19 protein-coding genes are annotated in these 19,024 nt (G+C 36.7%); 13 read left to right on the top strand and 6 right to left on the bottom strand.

The window, feature by feature from the left end; genetic code table 11:
• Nucleotides 1-50: 50 nt before the first annotated feature.
• The 3 genes from DCS32_RS05985 to DCS32_RS05975 are packed head-to-tail and all read left to right on the top strand — an operon-like array spanning nucleotide 51 to nucleotide 3,176.
• Nucleotides 51-1,037: a UDP-glucuronic acid decarboxylase family protein gene (locus tag DCS32_RS05985; protein WP_108877442.1), complete on the top strand. Its 987-nt coding sequence runs from the start codon at nucleotides 51-53 to the stop codon at nucleotides 1,035-1,037.
• A gap of 2 nt (nucleotides 1,038-1,039) precedes the next feature.
• Nucleotides 1,040-2,392 carry an undecaprenyl-phosphate glucose phosphotransferase gene (locus tag DCS32_RS05980; RefSeq protein ID WP_108877441.1) on the top strand — a complete coding sequence of 451 codons (1,353 nt, stop codon included), beginning with the start codon at nucleotides 1,040-1,042 and terminating at the stop codon, nucleotides 2,390-2,392.
• Nucleotides 2,376-3,176, top strand: a complete 801-nt coding sequence (locus DCS32_RS05975) for a glycosyltransferase family 2 protein (RefSeq protein WP_108877440.1) — start codon at nucleotides 2,376-2,378, stop codon at nucleotides 3,174-3,176. Before DCS32_RS05980 ends, DCS32_RS05975 begins: the two co-directional genes overlap by 17 nt.
• Here the strand turns inward: DCS32_RS05975 and DCS32_RS05970 are convergent.
• A complete protein-coding gene (locus DCS32_RS05970) occupies nucleotides 3,173-4,456 on the bottom strand; it encodes a phenylacetate--CoA ligase family protein (RefSeq protein WP_108877439.1) in 1,284 nt (427 codons plus the stop codon). The genes DCS32_RS05975 and DCS32_RS05970 overlap by 4 nt on opposite strands.
• Nucleotides 4,457-4,547: 91 nt before the next feature.
• Here DCS32_RS05970 and purD point away from each other — a divergent pair, with 91 nt between their 5' ends.
• Nucleotides 4,548-5,816 (top strand): phosphoribosylamine--glycine ligase, encoded by a 1,269-nt coding sequence (purD, locus tag DCS32_RS05965; protein WP_108877438.1) that lies wholly within the window; start codon nucleotides 4,548-4,550, stop codon nucleotides 5,814-5,816.
• 4 nt (nucleotides 5,817-5,820) lie between these two features.
• Here purD and DCS32_RS05960 read toward each other — a convergent pair whose 3' ends face one another.
• Nucleotides 5,821-6,084 carry a DUF6341 family protein gene (locus tag DCS32_RS05960; protein ID WP_108877437.1) on the bottom strand — a complete coding sequence of 88 codons (264 nt, stop codon included), beginning with the start codon at nucleotides 6,082-6,084 and terminating at the stop codon, nucleotides 5,821-5,823.
• A gap of 81 nt (nucleotides 6,085-6,165) precedes the next feature.
• Here DCS32_RS05960 and DCS32_RS05955 point away from each other — a divergent pair, with 81 nt between their 5' ends.
• The 4 genes from DCS32_RS05955 to DCS32_RS05940 all read left to right on the top strand — a co-directional run bounded on the left by DCS32_RS05955 (nucleotide 6,166) and on the right by DCS32_RS05940 (nucleotide 9,967).
• Entirely contained in the window at nucleotides 6,166-7,092 is a 927-nt protein-coding gene (locus DCS32_RS05955) for a DUF6427 family protein (RefSeq protein WP_162533599.1), read from the top strand.
• Nucleotides 7,093-7,271: 179 nt separating this feature from the next.
• The gene (locus tag DCS32_RS05950) at nucleotides 7,272-7,883 is read left to right on the top strand and encodes a DUF4254 domain-containing protein (protein WP_108877435.1); all 612 of its coding nucleotides are present in this window, start codon (nucleotides 7,272-7,274) and stop codon (nucleotides 7,881-7,883) included.
• Between the two features lie 58 nt (nucleotides 7,884-7,941).
• Nucleotides 7,942-8,955: a glycosyltransferase family 9 protein gene (locus DCS32_RS05945; RefSeq protein WP_108877434.1), complete on the top strand. Its 1,014-nt coding sequence runs from the start codon at nucleotides 7,942-7,944 to the stop codon at nucleotides 8,953-8,955.
• A 58-nt stretch (nucleotides 8,956-9,013) separates the two neighbouring features.
• Nucleotides 9,014-9,967 carry an NAD(P)H-dependent flavin oxidoreductase gene (locus tag DCS32_RS05940; RefSeq protein ID WP_108877433.1) on the top strand — a complete coding sequence of 318 codons (954 nt, stop codon included), beginning with the start codon at nucleotides 9,014-9,016 and terminating at the stop codon, nucleotides 9,965-9,967.
• A 572-nt stretch (nucleotides 9,968-10,539) separates the two neighbouring features.
• Here the strand turns inward: DCS32_RS05940 and DCS32_RS05935 are convergent.
• The 4 genes from DCS32_RS05935 to DCS32_RS05920 form a co-directional block, all read right to left on the bottom strand.
• The gene (locus DCS32_RS05935; protein ID WP_108877432.1) at nucleotides 10,540-11,202 is read right to left on the bottom strand and encodes an ATP-binding cassette domain-containing protein; all 663 of its coding nucleotides are present in this window, start codon (nucleotides 11,200-11,202) and stop codon (nucleotides 10,540-10,542) included.
• Nucleotides 11,199-11,492, bottom strand: a complete 294-nt coding sequence (locus DCS32_RS05930) for a hypothetical protein (protein ID WP_108877431.1) — start codon at nucleotides 11,490-11,492, stop codon at nucleotides 11,199-11,201. The genes DCS32_RS05935 and DCS32_RS05930 overlap by 4 nt, the downstream gene beginning before the upstream one ends.
• 135 nt (nucleotides 11,493-11,627) lie before the next feature.
• Complete coding sequence (locus DCS32_RS05925; RefSeq protein ID WP_108877430.1) at nucleotides 11,628-12,032, bottom strand: hypothetical protein; 405 nt, start codon at nucleotides 12,030-12,032, stop codon at nucleotides 11,628-11,630.
• 167 nt (nucleotides 12,033-12,199) lie between these two features.
• Nucleotides 12,200-13,252: a ferredoxin--NADP reductase gene (locus DCS32_RS05920; RefSeq protein ID WP_108877429.1), complete on the bottom strand. Its 1,053-nt coding sequence runs from the start codon at nucleotides 13,250-13,252 to the stop codon at nucleotides 12,200-12,202.
• Nucleotides 13,253-13,346: 94 nt separating this feature from the next.
• Between DCS32_RS05920 and DCS32_RS05915 the strand changes: the two genes are divergently transcribed.
• From DCS32_RS05915 to DCS32_RS05895, 5 genes are all read left to right on the top strand, one after another.
• Complete coding sequence (locus DCS32_RS05915; protein ID WP_108877428.1) at nucleotides 13,347-14,816, top strand: DUF5687 family protein; 1,470 nt, start codon at nucleotides 13,347-13,349, stop codon at nucleotides 14,814-14,816.
• Between the two features lie 8 nt (nucleotides 14,817-14,824).
• The gene (locus tag DCS32_RS05910; RefSeq protein WP_108877427.1) at nucleotides 14,825-15,541 is read left to right on the top strand and encodes an ABC transporter ATP-binding protein; all 717 of its coding nucleotides are present in this window, start codon (nucleotides 14,825-14,827) and stop codon (nucleotides 15,539-15,541) included.
• Between the two features lie 332 nt (nucleotides 15,542-15,873).
• Nucleotides 15,874-18,417, top strand: a complete 2,544-nt coding sequence (locus DCS32_RS05905; RefSeq protein WP_108877426.1) for a tetratricopeptide repeat protein — start codon at nucleotides 15,874-15,876, stop codon at nucleotides 18,415-18,417.
• 18 nt (nucleotides 18,418-18,435) lie between these two features.
• Entirely contained in the window at nucleotides 18,436-18,840 is a 405-nt protein-coding gene (locus tag DCS32_RS05900; protein ID WP_013750712.1) for a polymer-forming cytoskeletal protein, read from the top strand.
• Nucleotides 18,809-19,024, top strand: a complete 216-nt coding sequence (locus DCS32_RS05895; RefSeq protein WP_013750713.1) for an AtpZ/AtpI family protein — start codon at nucleotides 18,809-18,811, stop codon at nucleotides 19,022-19,024. The genes DCS32_RS05900 and DCS32_RS05895 overlap by 32 nt, the downstream gene beginning before the upstream one ends.

Genomic DNA, 19,024 nt, shown 5'->3' with positions numbered 1-19,024 from the left:
TATTTTTACGAACACAGATTTTTAAATCTGTATAGATTAATCAACCAATTATGAAGAGAGTTTTAATTACAGGTGCTGCAGGATTTTTAGGGTCTCATTTATGTGATAGATTTATTAAAGAAGGTTTTCATGTAATTGGTATGGATAACCTTATAACGGGGAGCTTGTCAAATATTGAGCATCTCTTTAAATTAGAACAATTTGAGTTCCATCATCACGACGTTACGACATTTGTACATGTACCTGGTAAACTTGATTACATCTTGCATTTTGCATCGCCAGCAAGTCCTATAGACTATCTTAAAATACCTATACAGACACTTAAAGTAGGTTCTTTAGGAACACACAACTTACTAGGGTTGGCTAAGGTCAAAAATGCCCGTATTTTGATTGCATCAACTTCTGAAGTTTATGGTGATCCACTCGTACACCCTCAGGATGAAAACTATTATGGTAATGTAAATACTATAGGACCTAGAGGAGTATATGACGAGGCAAAACGTTTTCAAGAATCTATCACGATGGCTTATCATCGTTTTCACGGACTAGAAACTCGTATCGTGCGTATATTTAATACCTATGGACCTCGTATGAGACTTAATGATGGTAGAGTAATCCCTGCATTTATGGGGCAGGCACTAAGGGGAGAAGATCTAACGATATTTGGTGACGGTTTACAAACACGTTCCTTTTGTTATGTGGATGATCAAGTAGAGGGTATTTACCGTCTACTATTAAGTGATTATGCATTACCAGTAAACATAGGCAACCCAGATGAAATCACTATAAAAGATTTTGCCGAGGAGATTATAAAACTTACCGGAACAGACCAGAAGGTAATTTACCAAGATTTGCCAGTAGACGACCCTATGCAACGTAAACCAGATATTTCAAAAGCAATAGAAATATTAGATTGGGAGGCTAAGGTAGACCGCAAAGAAGGCATGAGAAAGACGTTTGAATATTTTAAAAGTTTATCTCAAGAACAATTATATAAAAGTGAACATAAAGACTTTTCAAAACACATACGTAAATAAGTATGGCGCAACGCGTAGGTAGGTATTCCTTTTACATAAGACCCATAATTTATGTTATAGACCTAGTAATTATTTTATTACTAGCTAGGGTATGCCTCATTATGAATGAAGATTTTGTGGTGTTCTCATTATATATCACGACAAATTGGATTTTTTCAACCATCAAGTCAGATTTTTATGAAGTTTATAGGTATACTAAGCCTACACGTATAGTATCTCTTTTACTATTACAGTTATTCATTTTTGCATTACTTGTTTTTGCATTCTTTGGTCTATTTCAAACAGTAGGCGCCTCTCCAGTAGCTGTCTTTCTATATGTTTTATATGTCTTTATAGGTGTAGGGGTTAATAAATTTGGTGTGTTTTATTTATTAAAAACATACAGAGCTGTTTTAGGAGGTAACCATCGTCGTGTTGTTATTTTAGGCTGGAATGTCCAAGTTAAGGAGCTTAAAAAGTTTTTTGATGAAAACAAAAGGTACGGTTATGTAGTGAGTAACACCTTTGATGTAAAAGACCCAAGTGTTTCTCTTGATAGCATATTTAATTACATATTAGAGAATAGTGTAGATGAGGTTTACTGCTCAGTAGAGCAGTTTACTAATGAAGAGTTGAGAGAGATATCTGAATTTACAGATAACAACCTTAAGATATTAAAATTTATTCCAGACAGCCGCGAGATCTTTACAAAGAAACTAGAATATCAATATCTAGGGATTACTCCCATTCTATCATTGCGTACCATCCCTATAGATAAGCCATTAAATCAGTTTATTAAGCGTGCGTTTGACATCGTTCTTTCTATTGCTGTACTTGTAGGCGTATTATCATGGCTTACCCCTTTGCTTGCAATTTTAATAAAGCTCGACTCTAAAGGAACTGTGTTTTTCAAACAGAAACGTAATGGATTAGATTATCACGAATTTTATTGTTATAAATTTCGATCCATGAGGGATAACGAGCAGGCAGATCTTGAGCAAGTGAGTAAAAATGATAGTCGCATTACTAGAGTAGGTAGCTTCTTGCGTAAAACAAGTATGGATGAGTTACCACAATTTATTAATGTTCTTAAAGGAGACATGTCTGTGGTGGGGCCAAGACCTCATATGGTTAGCCATACACACATGTATGCGGAGCGTATAGATAAATTTATGGTACGTCACTTCATAAAACCTGGAATTACAGGCCTAGCACAAGTAAGTGGATATAGAGGAGAAATAGAGACCGATGAAGATATTGTGAACCGCGTAAAATTTGACATATTCTATGTAGAAAACTGGTCGCTCTTTTTAGATATTAAAATCGTTTTTAATACTATTTATAAAGCTATTGTAGGAGATGACAAAGCTTACTAAAAAAGATATAGAACCACTGGTTTCAATTATTACCCCGCTGTATAATGCAGCACGTTTTATTGCCCAAACTATCGCTAGTGTTCAAGCGCAAACGTATCAAAACTGGGAACAAATTATCGTTGATGACTGCTCGACAGATGATTCTGTTCAAATTGTGAAAGCACTAGCGGCTCTTGATGATAGAATTAAGCTTATTACGCTTTCGCGAAATAGTGGCGCTGCTCATTCTCGTAACGTCGCAACAGAAGCTGCACAAGGTAAGTTTATAGCCTTCTTAGACTCTGACGACCTATGGCATGCAGAAAAACTCGAAAAGCAAATTGCTTTCATGCAAGAAACAGGTTGTGACGTTTCTTATACCAGCTATGTGCATATAGATGAAGGTGGAAAGCCACTTGGAAAACGCATCGTGGCTTTACCAGAACTCGCTTACAAGAAGCAACATAGTAATAACTATGTGGGAAATCTCACGGGCATTTATAAAACAGCCGCAATAGGTAAAATAAGCGCTCCAGCCGTTAGAAAGAGACAAGACTGGGCGCTATGGTTAGAAGCGATAAGGAAAAGCAAGAAACCAGCCTTAGGCTTGCAAGAAGACCTTGCTTTTTATAGAGTAAGTGAAGGCTCGATGAGCTCAAATAAATTAAATCTTATCAAGTACAACTACCAGTTTTATAAAACTTGCCTAGGATATTCTCATACACTATCCGCACTATATTTATTACGCTTTTTCTGGGAGTATTTTGTAATGAGACCTAAGTGGATACAGCGATACGAGGTTTAAGAGACGAGCGATGCAAACTGTTTAAGTTTTCCTCTATTACTACGATCCATGACATCCACTTTTTCAAATGTGAGTTGAAGTCCACTTTCAAGGTATGTAGCGGTAGTTTTTTTAATGTTACTTTTTTCTTGAACATTAAGTGGTCTCTCAGAGGTGTAAATAAATGTAAATGAATCTTTAGCAGTTTGTTCAATAATGAATTCACGTACATTGCCATCTTCCTCTATAATGCTTTTGGTCACATAATAAAATGTGAGGCCAGGAACTACTTTACCACTAGGAAGACGTGCAATATCACTTGTTCTTCCTTGTAAGTTTTCTAAAATAGGTTTTTTAAGAGTGCTTTGGGGAGATAATGACCCCATATCCCCTATATCATAGCGTATAAAAGGGTGTGCTTTGTTATAAAAAGACGTAATAACAATACGCCCTACATCACCATGTGGTAATACTTTATCGTTGTCATCAAGAATTTCGACAAATAATAACTCACTGTCTACCTGCAGCTCTTTGTTTTTGTTTTGAAAGGCGATGAGGCCTACTTCTGAGGCTCCATATTCATTAATGATTGGGACATTAAATTGCTCATCCATTAATTGTAAATCATCTGGAAAAAGCATTTCACTGGTTACAATACATGCCTTAAGGGTTGGGCAAATATCTGTGAGTATTAGTTGGTGCTTTTTTAAATATTTTGCCAGTAATACAATGCTACTTGTGTAACCATTTATATAGTCAAAAGGTGTCTTTCTAAATTTATCAACCATACCGGCAAGCTTATGATCACATAAGTCAAAAATGGGAAAACGATATCTGTTGCCTAGTTTATCCTTGAGCCTTTCCTTTCTATATCCTATTTTATTGAGAGGGATTCCATAGAAACGTGCTTGTTTTGAAGTGTCCAGATCTAGATGATACCAGTTATATCTATCTTGAAAACTCACCCAGCTCAATGCGTGTGCAACTTTATCTTTTGCAAAAACAAAAGGGTGACCAGAAGAACCCGATGTATTACTTATGTATACACTCTTGCGGTCATAGTTTTGAGAAAGCCTATTTTCAAGAGGCTGTTGTAAATCAGATTTTGTCAGTACAGGTAGTGTTTCCCAGTCTTTTTCATCTCTTTTGGCAAGAAATTTTCTGTAAAATGAATTATAGATTTCGTGATGGGTAACTATCTTTTTTTTCTGTTCAGAGATATAAGCGGCATACTGATTTTCTGGAATGTCTTTGATACGTTGCAATTCCGCTTTCGCGAAAGCGGTATCAAATCCTTTCATTTTTAAAGCCCAGTTGAATAAATTCACATCGTCTTAATTAGGGAGCCAAAATACAAACATTTATTTTTGTCTAAACGCAAAATATACCATAATGAATATCTTAATCTTAGGTTCTGGAGGACGCGAGCATACATTTGCTTATAAACTAGCACAGAGCGAGCAATGTGATTCACTATTTGTTGCACCAGGAAATGCAGGTACTGCTCAAATAGCAACCAATGTTGCCGTAGGCGTAACCGATTTTGAAGCCATCAAAGCTTTAGTGATTAAGGAACAAATTACAATGGTGGTTGTGGGACCTGAGGATCCACTTGTGCAAGGAGTATATGACTTCTTTAAAGCAGATGAAGCTCTGAAAAACGTTGCTGTCATTGGCCCAAGTAAAGAAGGAGCAGAACTTGAAGGAAGTAAGGAACGAGCAAAAGAATTTATGATTGCTCATGATATTCCTACGGCTGCCTACGAAGCTTTTACAGCAGAGACACTAGAGAAAGGACAAGCTTTTTTAGAAACTTTAAATCCTCCATATGTATTAAAAGCAGATGGTCTTGCGGCGGGTAAAGGAGTTCTAATCATAGATGATCTTGATGAGGCAAAGGAGGAGCTAGCAAGCATGCTTGGTGGTAAATTTGGTGATGCAAGTACGACCGTAGTGATTGAAGAATTTCTAGACGGAATCGAGCTTAGTGTGTTTGTACTTACAGATGGTAAAAACTATAAAGTGCTTCCTACTGCAAAAGATTACAAACGCATAGGTGAAGGTGATAAAGGACTTAACACCGGAGGAATGGGTGCAATAAGCCCAGTACCATTTGCAGATGCTGCTTTTATGAAAAAAATAGAAGACCGTATTGTTAAGCCTACGGTTAATGGTCTTACTAAAGAAAATATAGATTACAAGGGATTCATATTTATTGGTCTTATCAAAGTAGGAGATGACCCTAAGGTAATTGAGTACAATGTGCGCATGGGTGATCCTGAGACAGAGGTAGTATTACCACGTATCCAGTCTGATCTAGTATCACTCTTTAAAGCGGTTGATAGTCAAACATTAGATAAGCAAGAATTTAAGCTAGATACTAGAAGTGCAGCAACAGTAATGCTAGTTTCTGGTGGATATCCAGAGGCTTATGATAAAGGAAAAGTAATTACAGGGCTTGAAAAAATTGAAGGTTCTATAGCATTCCATGCAGGAACAACAGAAAAAGATGGCGCAGTTGTTACTAATGGTGGTAGAGTGATTGCTATCACTTCCTTCCATGAAGATTATAGAGAGGCCATAAAAAAATCCTACCAAAATATAGAAAAGCTACATTTTGATAGGATGAATTATCGTACAGATATAGGTTTTGACCTATAGTAAATTACAGGTTACTTTCTAGCTCGCTGTTTTTACCTAAGAAACCGTGAGCTTTTGCTTCGCGGTATTCTGTGTCATTATCGTCATACTTTTTGATTTCCATAACCCAGTATACGATAGCTGCAGCACAAATGAGCATAAAGAACCAGTTGATTCCGTTAGCTAGCCACCAGTTGCTTAGTTCTAATTCTGCAAGTGCGTTGAAAGGTGCAAATAAAGTTGCTTCTGCAAATTCTTGAATGCCTTCGTAAAGTCCTGTCAAACTCATAATGTTGTATGTTTACAATATTGAAATCTTAATTATGCATCTTGTAAAGATGTTATTGCAAAAATAGGAAAAAAACTAGCTATGCTCACAAGATTTTTTGGGTCATCAAAACCACTCGCTATTGCCATTGTTTTGATATATATGACCTTGGGCTTTTTTTATAGTCATAGGGACATAATTACTGAGCCATTTACATGGCTAAGCACACTTACAACACTAGGTATGTGGATACTTTATGTACTCACAATGTTTATATTAAGTTTTGTTTCTCAAAAGAATGACCTTACTAAGCGATCATCTTATGGAGTACTTCTATTTGCAGCATTTAGCTTAGCATTACCTGTCGCTCTAAAGGATCACGCCATATTAATAGCTGGTTTCTTTATCTTAATCGCGCTACGTAGGATCATCAGTTTCAAGTCAGAATTACACATGGAGCGCAAGATTTTTGACGCGGCACTGTGGATATTATTAGCCTCACTAGCGTTTTATTTTAGCTGGCTGTATGTTATAGCGATTTATCTAGCGTTGCTTTTTTATAGAATTACTGTGGTAAGATACCTGTTTATTCCGCTACTAGCATTACTGAGTTTTAGTGTGATTTATTATGCTGTACTATTGTTTCAAGTGGGTGATCCGTCTGAGGTGTCATTATCATTTCAATCTATATCACTAGATTTTACAGCTTATAATAATCTACAGGTGCTCGCGGCAATTGCTTTCTTCATAGGGACATTATTGTGGACTATATGGAAATATCTAGGTGAACAACGGAGGGCTTCTACGGGATCAAAAAGTAGATACTCGGTTATTTTAGGAATACTAGCTGTGGGACTAGTGGTAATCTTATTTACCACCACTAAAACAGGGGCGGAGTGGTACTTTATTATACCCGTAATGACCATCATTGTAAGTAATTATCTCGAAAACACAGAGAGCTTGCTATTTAAGGAAAGCTTATTATGGTTTATCATATTATTACCTATCATAATACATCTCTTACCTTAATTTGACAGCTCTTGTTTCTAAATTCAAGGCTACTTTTAACAAGTAAAGGCAGGTCGCTATGCCAACTCAAAAAATAATATCTTTGTAGACCATGCCTATTGCCCGTATTCCTTAGAGGATTTACACGTTATACGAAGTGCTCCGCATTATAGAACAATTACATTATAGAAAACAATTATATGTTTACAGAAAAGGCAAACGCCATTTTTAAAGAAGCAATCGACACCTATCATTTAGTAAATACGGTAGACCAACCATTTACTAATAAGTATGATAAAAACGAAGATTTATTGGGCCACCTATTGTACAGAAAATGCTGGATAGATACGGTACAATGGCATTATGAAGACATCATTCGTGATCCGCAGATTGATCCAGTTGCAGCCTTGACTCTAAAACGTAAGATTGATGCGTCTAACCAAGATCGTACAGACATGGTTGAATATATAGATAGCTATTTCCTTGAAAAATATAACAGTGTTGAGGTTAAAGAAGGCGCTACAATTAATACAGAAAGTCCGGCTTGGGGAGTAGATCGTTTATCCATTCTAGCGCTCAAAGTATACCATATGGACGAGGAAGCAACTCGCACAGATGCTAGTGATGCACACCGAGCAGCTTGTAAAATAAAACTTGATATATTGCTTGAGCAACGCATAGACCTTTCGACGGCGATAGATACCTTGCTTGAGGATATCTCAAGCGGAGATAAGTACATGAAAGTCTATAAGCAGATGAAGATGTACAATGACGATGAGCTCAACCCAGTCCTTCGCAACATTAAAAAATAATTATCTGTTGAAGGATTTAGTCTAAAATCGATAAACCCTTCACAAGTCTAACGAGATAATGGCTCAACAAAAACACATGCTCATCATTCGTCTCTCTGCAATGGGAGACGTTGCGATGACGGTGCCTGTGGTGTACGCTTTCGCGAAAGCGAACCCAGAAATAAAAATATCCTTCCTTTCAAAACCTTTTTTTAGGCCTATTGTAGAGGCAATACCTAATGTAACTTTTATCGCTGCCGAAGTTAATACCATACACAAAGGTGTAAGCGGTATGTGGAAGTTATCGCGCCAACTCAAAAAGTTAGGAATCACACATGTCGCAGATTTGCATAATGTAATTCGCTCAAAAATGCTGCGTAAGTTTCTTAATCTTCCCAGCGTTTGCTTAGATAAAGGTAGACCAGATAAAAAGGCGCTTACTAGAAGTGCAGACAAAGTTTTTAAAGCCCTTAAAACCACAATAGCTAGATATCAAGATGTTATTGAAGCCTTAGATGGAGGTCATTTTATACCAGAACCACTCCCTAAACCTAACAAACAAAATGAAGTTGTAGAGTTTACTGCTGGTTGTCATAAAAAGTGGATTGGCATTGCGCCTTTTGCAGCACATCAAGGAAAACAATACCCACTAGACTTGATGGAGCAAGTTATTAGAGAGTTAGATGGCAGGAAAGAATACAATTTATTCCTTTTTGGAGCACCAGATGAGGAGGAGATACTTAGAGACCTTTCGCAAGGTTGCATGATGACAAAGGTGGTTGCCGGAAAACTTAAGTTCAAAGAAGAAATTAATCTTATTAGTCAGCTAGATGGTATGCTCGCTATGGATAGTGGTAATGCGCATCTAGCAGCGATGTATGGGATCCCTACCGTAACATTATGGGGAGTAACGCATCCATACGCAGGATTTGCACCATTTAACCAAGAAGTAAACTGCCTACTTTCAGATAGAAAAAGGTATCCACAAATACCTACTTCAATTTATGGAAACTTAGTGCCAGAAGGTTATGAGGATGCGATGACGACTATCTTACCTATTGATATTGTTGAGAAAGTGACGACTATAATCTAGTGAAAAAAGTATTATGCACGCATAGTAAGATTGATTATATTTGTTTAAATTGAATGTTATGAGCACAACAAAACCTACCCTAAAAGATTTACTTGGAATTACACATCCTATCATTATGGCACCTATGTTTTTGGTATCTAATGTAGCGATGCTCAAAGCCGGAATGGAAAACGGAATTGCTGCTTGTGTGCCAGCACTCAATTATAGAACGATAGATGAGCTTAAGGCTGCAATTACTGAACTTAAGGCTGCCAAAGTTCCTGGAGGAGCTTTTGGTATTAACCTCATTGTAAATAAATCAAACATGAAATACCCTGCACAGCTTGAGGCAGCTTGTGAATTAGGGGTAGACTTTATAATTACATCCTTAGGATCACCACAGATGGTGATTGAGCAGGCAAAACCTAAGGGAATCAAAGTGTTTTGTGATGTAACAGACCTTGATTATTCAAAAAAGGTAGAGGCTATGGGCTGTGATGCTCTTGTGGCTGTAAATAATCAAGCAGGAGGACACAGAGGTAACATCGCTCCCGAAGCACTGATAAAAGAACTTGATGAAAATTGTACAATTCCAGTTATCACTGCTGGAGGCGTTGCAAATAAAGCAGATCTTGAGCGCGCCATGACCTATGGTGCCATAGGAGCAAGTATAGGAAGCCCTTTTATAGCATCAGAAGAGGCTCCAGTTTCACAAGAATATAAGCAGGCTTGTGTAGACTTTGGTGCTAAAGATATCGTGATGACTCAGAAGATTTCTGGTACACCTTGTACTGTCATAAACACGCCGTACGTTCAAAAGATAGGGACGAAACAAACGTGGTTAGAAGGCTTACTTAACAAGAATAAGAAACTTAAGAAGTGGGTAAAGGCTATACGCTTTGCAAAAGGAATGCGTGACACCACAAAAGCCGCTCAGAGTGCTACATATAAAACAGTTTGGGTAGCTGGCCCATCGATAGAAGAAACGACTGCTATAGAGCCTGTGGCAACTATTATTAAGAAGTTTATATAGAAGGACGCTTTCGCGAAAATGTGAGATGTCATCTCGACGCTAGGAGAGATCACACAAGGAGCTAAGGAATATAGCTCCATGAGAATGATTCATAATACAACTCTATATAATTAGTACTTGAGAGTAGTTCTCGATTGCTCACTCCTATGCGTTTTCTCGTCACTCGTTCCTCGTTCTGTCGAAATGACTACAAATTGTCATCTCGACGCTAGGAGAGATCACACAAGTAGCTAAGGAATATAGCTCCATGAGAATGATTCATAATACAACTCTATATAATTAGTACTTGAGAGTAGTTCTCGATTGCTCACTCCTATGCGATTTCTCGTCGCTCGCACCTCGCTCTGTCGAAATGACTACAGATTGTCATCTCGACGCTAGGAGAGATCTCACAAGTAGCTCAAGAATATAGCTCCACAAGTAGCGTTTTAAAATTTCTCACATAACATTTTCACTCTTATGCGATTTCTCGTCACTTGTACCTCGCTCTGTCGAAATGACTATGCATCGTCATCTCGACGCTAGGAGAGATCACACAAGTAGCTCAAAGTGCACCGTTTCAGAAAGTTTTCTTACCTCAAATAGCCAAAATCTTTCAAATCTTGTGAAGTATGAATTTCATGAGCAACACCATTCTTTAGTATTAGGTTCTTAGTAGAAACGTCAAGAACGTCTGTATAATAATGATCTGTAAGTATGATTCCTTTTTTCGCTTTAAGCGAAATTAAAAACTCTTTTATTTTATCCTTGTAAAGCGGTTCTATCATAGAGAAAGGCTCGTCCAGCATTAAGAAAGGGTGGTTGAGATTTGCGACAAGTAGTAATTCTAGATAGCGTATTTCTCCCATGGAGAGTAGGCCTGCCTTTCTTGAAGCAATTTTCTCAATAAATGGAGCTCTAAAGATGGTGTCTTGAGCATCACCACTTTCATGAAATAACGGAATAATATCTCTTACTTTTAAATGCTTAGGTAAGAAACTTTCTTGTGGCAAGTAACCAATAAGCTGCTCAGGTATGATGTTCTTAGGTGCTATAAATATATCATTTATGCTAAGCTCTAAGCGCGTAGGTTTAAGTGTTCCAAAAAGAATTTTGAGAAGGGTAGATTTTCCAGAACCATTTTTTCCAAAAAGTCCTAAAACATCTCCTGTACTAAGATTAAAAGACACATCTGTGAGTATATTTTTCCTTCCAAAATTCTTGTAGAGACCGTGTGCGTTGAGTTCATTTTTCATAGAAACGGCAGTACGAAAACAGTGAGTATACAGGCAAGAACAAAATTTATCGCCCATGCACGTAGTATTAAATAACGCTTTGTAAAGCCGAGATTATGATACATGTAATATTGCTGCTTTTGAAAATATGCAAATGCCAAAACGCCTAAGCCAGTTCCAAAAACTCCAAAGATAATAATAGTAGTAATTATCCCTACAGCGATACGTTCACTAGCGGGAATCTGTACAAGTCCAAACAATAGGCACGTGCCTGCGGCGTATAAAGTTACATCACGGTAATAGGTCCACATAGATTAAAGGTGTGCTGTCTGGTCTAATCATATATTTAGACGAGATATATCTACATAAACCAAGATTGTCTAGTTTTAGTATAATATCAACATTTTAAGCTAATTAGGGCTAGAGCTTGACGTGTTTGAAAAACACTATATTTTATAAACTCCTTTACCACCATGTTGAGCTATAACAAGGGCATTAAATTCCTTTAAAAATGATTTTTTATCTAAGGCATGATTTTCTGCAGTTGCTCTTAATCCTTTTTTCAGTGCGGCATTTTTCTTAAGAATGGAAACTAAAAACCAAATAAGTATAGCTATTATTAAGACTCCTAGTGTGAGCATTGTCATTTCTATAATATTCTTCTCTGAATAAGTAACACGTTTTCCAGCAATAAAAATGCTGTAAATACCAAATAGTCCAGCTACAGCAAAACCCACATACCGTACATTATAGGTAGTTTTCATCAACAATATATAGCGATCAACGTGGGATTGAAGTTCTTGAGACGATAGCGTAGTTAATATTGAAAATTCCTGTTGGTCTACATCCATTGTATTGTTTCTTTAATAAGTTTAGTGATTCCTTTTGTAAATTAATCAGTCTCAAAAAATAAGCGTGCAATATATCTACAAATGATAAGCACATGCAAGTGTTTAAAAAGAAAAAACTCATTAAGTAGTTATACCCAATGAGTTTTAAAATATTTTATTGTAAAAGACTACACATCATCATAATCTACCACAATGGATGCGGAGGTAGGATGCGCCTGGCAGGTAAGTATTAATCCTTCGGCTACTTCTGAGTCTGTTAAGATTTGGTTTTGTGACATTACGGCCGTTCCTTCTGTCACACGCGCAATACAGCTGCTGCATATGCCGCCTTGACAAGAATGTGGAGCGTCTATGTCTTGATCCAAAGCTGCATCAAGAATGACAGCATCTTTCTCCATAGTAAATTCAAACTCCTCATCGTCACAAACTACTTTGATAGCAGTTTTACCATCTAGGTTGGCGTCAATAGTCACCTCTTCTGTACTTGCTGTAAAAAGTTCGAAGTGTATGTTTTCTTCTTTGGTGTCGTTTTCCTTAAGCACTTTAGAAACCTCTTTAATCATGGCTTCTGGACCACATAAGAAGTACTCGTTAAAGTCATTTGCTGCATATTTGTTTTTCACTACAAAATTAACTGTAGCCTTCATAATACGTCCAAAATGTGCTCCATCTACTCGTGTTTGAGAGTAAATAAACTCTATTGAGAAACGATCTTTATATTGGTCACGTAAGGCTATTAACTCATCGCGGAACATAGCTTCTTCTTCGGTGCGATTTCCGTATACTAGAACAAATTTACTATCTGCAGACTGTGATAAAGTAGTATTAATCATTGATAGAATAGGCGTAATTCCTGATCCTGCGGCAAAGGCTGCGTAGGTTTGCGCTTTCGCGAAAGCGGAATTTTCAATTTTAAATCGTCCTTCTGGTGTATGAACGTCCATGGTATCACCCTCTTTTAACTCACGGTTTGCATACGTGGAAAAGGTACCATTCTCAACTTCTTTTATCGCAACAGTAAGTCCTTCTTGAGGAGTGCTGCAAAGAGAATATGCACGACGAACTTCTTCGCCATTAATTTGAGTTTTTAAAGTTATATATTGTCCTGCAGAGAAGTTGAAATCTTCTTTTAGTGAATCTGGAACAGCAAAAGTTACTGCTACAGATTTTTCTGTAACGCGTGTAATGCGTTGTATATGAAGTGTATGGAATTGTGCCATTGTGTTTTTTTTTGTAAAAATACAAACGATTGCGTTTTGTATGTAACATTATAGAGAGTTTAAATACCTATACCTCGCTAAATAACCTGTAATTATGGTAAAACAATTTATAAGCCTTGAGTGGAAGGCTTTTTTTAGAAGTGCTTCTTTTCAAACCAACCTCGCTCTCAAGATCTTGATGATTTTTGGAGTGATATCAATGGTTTTGTGGTTGGGAATGATGGGTTCATTCCTATATTTTGGTCTTGAAAAGGCGAAACTCGAGCCTTTTGCTACGGTAAACATGTTTATGATTTATTACGTAGTGGGAGATCTTATTATTAGATATATGGGTCAGAAAATGCCAGTGGTAAACATCAAGCCGCTATTGCTGCTACCTTTTAAGAAAACTAAGATTGTAAAATTTGCATTAGGCAAGACGGTACTTTCTTTCTGGAACTGGATGCATGCGTTTTTCTTTATTCCATTTTCTATTGTATTAATCGCGCAGGGCTTTAATCCGCTAGGAGTATTGGTGTGGCATATTGCAATGTTCTGTTTTATATATGCAAATAACTTTATCAATGTCTTTTTGAATGATAAATTGTGGTTAGTAATAGGTATGGGAGTGCTTTTTGCACTTCTAGGTGCTGCTCAGTATTATGAATATTTTGATATTACTGCTTTCACTCAGCCATTTTTTCAAGGTTTGTATGAAGTTAAGTGGACGGTTATTTTCCCCATAGCATTACTTGTTGTGGTCGCAACCATCGCTTTTAAATATTTCTTAGCACGATTATACCTTGATGCGGGTCTTGCAAAAAAAGTAAGTCAGGCGTCAGGTGGAGATTTAGGATGGCTAGACCGTTTTGGGAAGCAGTCTACGTTTCTCAAAAATGATATTAGACTCATAATGAGAAATAAACGCTCTAAGACTACGGTCTTTATGAGTATCATGTTTTTATTTTATGGATTCTTGTTTTTTGGAGATGCAATAGAGGTATATAGTGGTCCATTCTGGATGATGTTTGCGGCAGTGTTTGTGTCAGGAGGGTTTCTGTTCAGTTTTGGTCAGTTTGTTCCTTCTTGGGATAGTGCTTATTACCCGCTCATGATGACGCAAAATATCGCTTACAAAGAGTATTTAAAATCAAAGTGGTTACTGGTAGTAATTGCGACTCTTATCTCTGCGATGCTTTGTATTCCTTATGTTTATTTTGGGGTAGATGTGCTACTCGCCATCATTGTAGGTGCCATTTTTAATATGGGAATTAATGCACACTTAGTATTACTAGGTGGAGCGTTTATAAAAACACCTATAGATTTGCAGAGTGGTAAAAAAGCTTTTGGTGATAAGAGCTCTTTTAACCTTAAAACGCTACTCGTGAGTTTGCCTAAAATGCTCGGACCAATGGCTTTGTATGCTATAGGCCACTTTACAGTAGGGCCTATGCTAGGGTATGCGCTTGTTGCTATAGTAGGATTGATAGGTTTTGCCTTTAGAGATAAAGTGTTTGACCAGATTATTAAAATATATAAGAGCGAGAAGTATAAAACGCTTGAAGCTTATAAACAAACTAAATAACATAGATTATGATTAATATAAACAACTTATCAAAATCATATAGCGGAGTAACAGTTCTTAATCTTGACGGGTTTGAGATTCCTAGAGGCCAATCTTTTGGACTGGTAGGTAATAACGGAGCAGGAAAAACAACCCTTTTTAGCTGTTTACTAGATCTTATTCAGCCTACTTCTGGTTATATAGAAAATGGTGGAGTAAAAGTAAATGAAAGTGAAGACTGGAAAACCCACACTGCATCTTTTATAGACGAGACTTTTCTCATAGGTTACTTAACACCAGAGGAATACTTTTATTTTATAGGAGACTTAAGAGGTGAGAATAAGGCAGATGTAGATGCGTTACTTGCAACTTTTGAAGATTTCTTTAATGATGAGATTATAGGAAAACGCAAGTATTTGCGAGATCTCTCTAAGGGAAATCAAAAAAAAGTAGGTATTGTAGCTACGCTTATAGGTAAGCCAGATGTTATTATTCTAGATGAACCTTTTGCAAATCTGGACCCAACTACACAAATAAGACTCAAAGGAATTATCAAGCAAATGGCAATTGATAAGGAGGTTACAGTACTTGTTTCAAGTCATGACTTACAGCATGTTACAGAAGTTTGTGAGCGTATTGTAGTGCTTGAAAAAGGAGAGCTTGTAAAGGACATTATTACCTCACCAGCGACTCTTAAAGAGCTAGAAGGTTATTTTGCTGGTAATGAGGTGATCATAGAGGCGTAAGTTTTGGGTAAAAAAAATGGTCACAATAAAGCAACCATTTCCTAAGTTCCCCAACTTAATTGTTCAAACCGTTTAAAACGACCTGAATTGTAAATGTACTAAAGTGCTTGCAATCAATGATGAACATGAGGTAATTTTTATAATAAAATTTCAAACGATTGCGTAAAATGTCTTTTTGCTGCTTTTTTATTGTAAATAGGATACTTCTTACTAAGTGAATACTATTTAATTACTGATAGAAATCTTCGTTTTTTCAAAAAGAAGCGTATTTTTACGAGCTTCCATACTAATAAAGGTAAATTACAGTTCCTTTTAGTAAAAACAAATAAGGTTTGAAATTACTCTTAAAACGTTTATTCATTACTGGTGTTATCACACTATCTCTATCGAGTTGTTCTCGTAAGAACGATTCTTTTGTGAGTCGTAACTTCCATGCTGTTACTACAGAGTTTAATACTTTATATAACGGTAATGTAGCCCTTGAAGAAGGCAAAAGCTCGCTTGTACAAACCTTTAATGATAATTACTGGGATATCTTACCCATTGAGCGTATCGTTTTTGAGGAAAATACTGCACTAGGTGAGGAGAACAGAGATCCTAATTTTTTAAGAGCCGAAGAAAAAGCTATTAAAGCAATACAAAACCATGCTATGAAGATAGATGGTGAGGAGCGTAACCCACAAATGGATGAAGCTTTTCTTCTTTTAGGTAAAGCACGTTATTACGATCAGCAGTTTGTGCCTGCACTAGAGGCTTTTAATTACGTACTAGCATACTATCCTAAAAGTAATAATATAGCGCAAGCCAAAGTCTGGAAAGAAAAGACAAACATCCGCCTTGAAAATAATGAGGTTGCAATTGCTAACCTTGAGAAAATATTTAAGGTTGAAAATAAACTAAAGGATCAAGACATTGCAGATGCAAAAGCTATGCTTGCTCAAGCATATCTCAATTTAAATAAACTAGATAGTGCTCTTATCTACATTAAAGACGCTTCAAAATTAACTCGTAAATCTGAGGAGAGAGGTCGTTATAATTATATTAAGGGACAACTCTACAATCGTTTAGGAGAAAAGGATAGTGCAAACCTAGCATTCCAAGAAGTAATTGATCTTAATAGAAAGATTCCCCGCAAGTATCACATAAACGCTCATATAGAGCAGATACGTAATTATGATTATCAAGAAGCTGATACTCTGATTTTGAGAGAGCGCTTAGATAAGATGGTACGTAACCGTGAAAACAGACCGTTTTTAGATAAAATCTATTATGCAAAGGCAGACTTCTTTATGAAAACAGGAAGAGAAGACTCTGCTATTGCAAATTATAATAAGTCGTTAAGACAAAGTAGTACAGATGATTATTTGCTTTCTAGAGATTACCTAGCACTTGCAGACTATAGTTTTGAGCAAGCCTCTTATAAAATTGCAGGAGCTTATTATGATAGCGTGATAGGTAAGATAAGTGATCGCAGCCGTGAGTATCGTACTATCAAGAAAAAGCGTGAGAATCTAACGGACGTTATAGATTACGAAAACCTCACACAGCGCAATGACAGTATTATAGCACTTGTCACACTTTCTGAAGATTCGCTTAGAGCTTATTTCGATAACTATATTGCTCAAATTAAAGCAAAGAGAGCGGCAGATTCTATTGCGCGCATTGATAACATACGAAACAATGAGTTTTTCAATGCTTCAAGCATTGGAGGAGGAGCAATAGGAGGAGAGCCAGGAGAGTTTTATTTCTATAATGATGTAGCAGTTTCTTACGGGAAACAGTCTTTTGAAAAAAGATGGGGAAAACGTCGTCTTGTAGATGGATGGAGATTATCTTCTGTGCAGTCTGTGCCACTCAATTCTGGCACCTTGCCAGTAGCCTTAGATAATCCTGAGCTTGATGGTGAGAAGGCGATGACTACAGCAGATTATATTGCAACTTTACCAAGAGAGAAAACGCAGGTAGATAGTTTATTAAAAGAACGTGACTTTGCATATTTTCAGCTAGGGCTTATTTATAAAGAAAAGTTCAAAGAATATCCTTTGGCAGCGCAGCGATTAGAAAGATTATTAACTTTTAATCCAGATGAAAAGTTGGTACTTCCTGCGTTATATAATCTCTACCAAGTGTATGGGGCTATGGACGCTTCCGCGAAAGCGAATACTTATAAAAATAAAATCACAACGGAATATCCAGACTCTCGTTATGCTACCCGCATTAATAATCCAGACAAAGCATTAGAAGCCGACGCAGAGTCGCCAGAAGAGGTGTACAAAGGATTATATAAGAGATTCCAAAATCAAAACTTTGCAAATCTTGAGAGTGATTTAAATAAAAGAATAGATCAGTTTTATGGAGATCCATATTTGCCAAAATTTGAATTACTCAAGGCAACAGTCGCTGGTAGATATGAAGGATATGATGCTTATAAAAAAGGGTTGAGCTATGTAGCACTTACATATCCTCGCACAGAAGAAGGAAAAAAAGCACAAAGCTTACTTCAAAATGCGCTGCCTACCATGAAGTTTGATCAGTTTGATGACGAGGCAATTGCAATTAACTATAAAATAGTCTACCCATTTAATAACAGTAATATTCAAGGAGCAAAGGATTTACAAAAAAAGCTTTTAGAAAGCTTTGATGAGGTGGGTTATACAGAGTTCTCAACCTCCATTGATGTTTATGATGCACAACAATCGTTTGTTGTAGTTCATTTTTTGAGTAGCCGCAGGCAAGCAGAAGGTCTCGTAGAGTTGCTTAGTACTAATAAAGATATTTTGATAACATTACCTAGTATGGTAATCGCTTCAGAGAATTATAAAATAATTCAAATGCATAAAAATCTTGATGCTTACAAAGCACAAGATTCAAATTAACTGACTAATTTTTTACCGATGTTTTCAGACAATAAGAAAGGAAAAGGACCTGACCTCACTAACCAGCAGAACCGCATAAGCCAGGGTACAACACTTAAAGGAGATGTAACCTCAGAAGGTGGTTTTCGCATTGATGGTGAGATACATGGTAATATTACATCACCTAATAAAATTGTTATAGGAAAAACAGGGGTGGTCATAGGTACTCTTATTTGTAATGATGCAGATGTAGAAGGTAAGATAGAAGGAAAATTAGAAATTAAAAACCTTCTTTCTATTAAAACAGCTGCTCATATTGAAGGCGAAGTAATTACTGGTAAACTAGCTGTAGAGCCTGGAGCAACCTTTAATGCATCTTGTGTTATGAAGGGAAGCGTAAAATCATTGTCAAATGGCAAAGGAAAAGAAGAACGTTCAGCTTAATAAATGGGTTAAATTTTCCACTATACCTTTCCAGATGGGTGTAACCATCTACTTAGGTAATTTATTAGGAAAATGGCTCGATGTACGGTATGATGCAAATTGGCTAGAGACTACAATAACATTATTATCAGTTTTTCTTTCCATTTATATAGTAATCAAAGGAGTAATACAACTTAACAAGTAG

This window comes from Dokdonia sp. Dokd-P16, assembly GCF_003095655.1.
Taxonomy (GTDB): domain Bacteria; phylum Bacteroidota; class Bacteroidia; order Flavobacteriales; family Flavobacteriaceae; genus Dokdonia.
The sequence above is the reverse complement of the archived record's forward strand: the minus strand, read 5'-3'. Positions and strand labels throughout refer to the sequence as shown.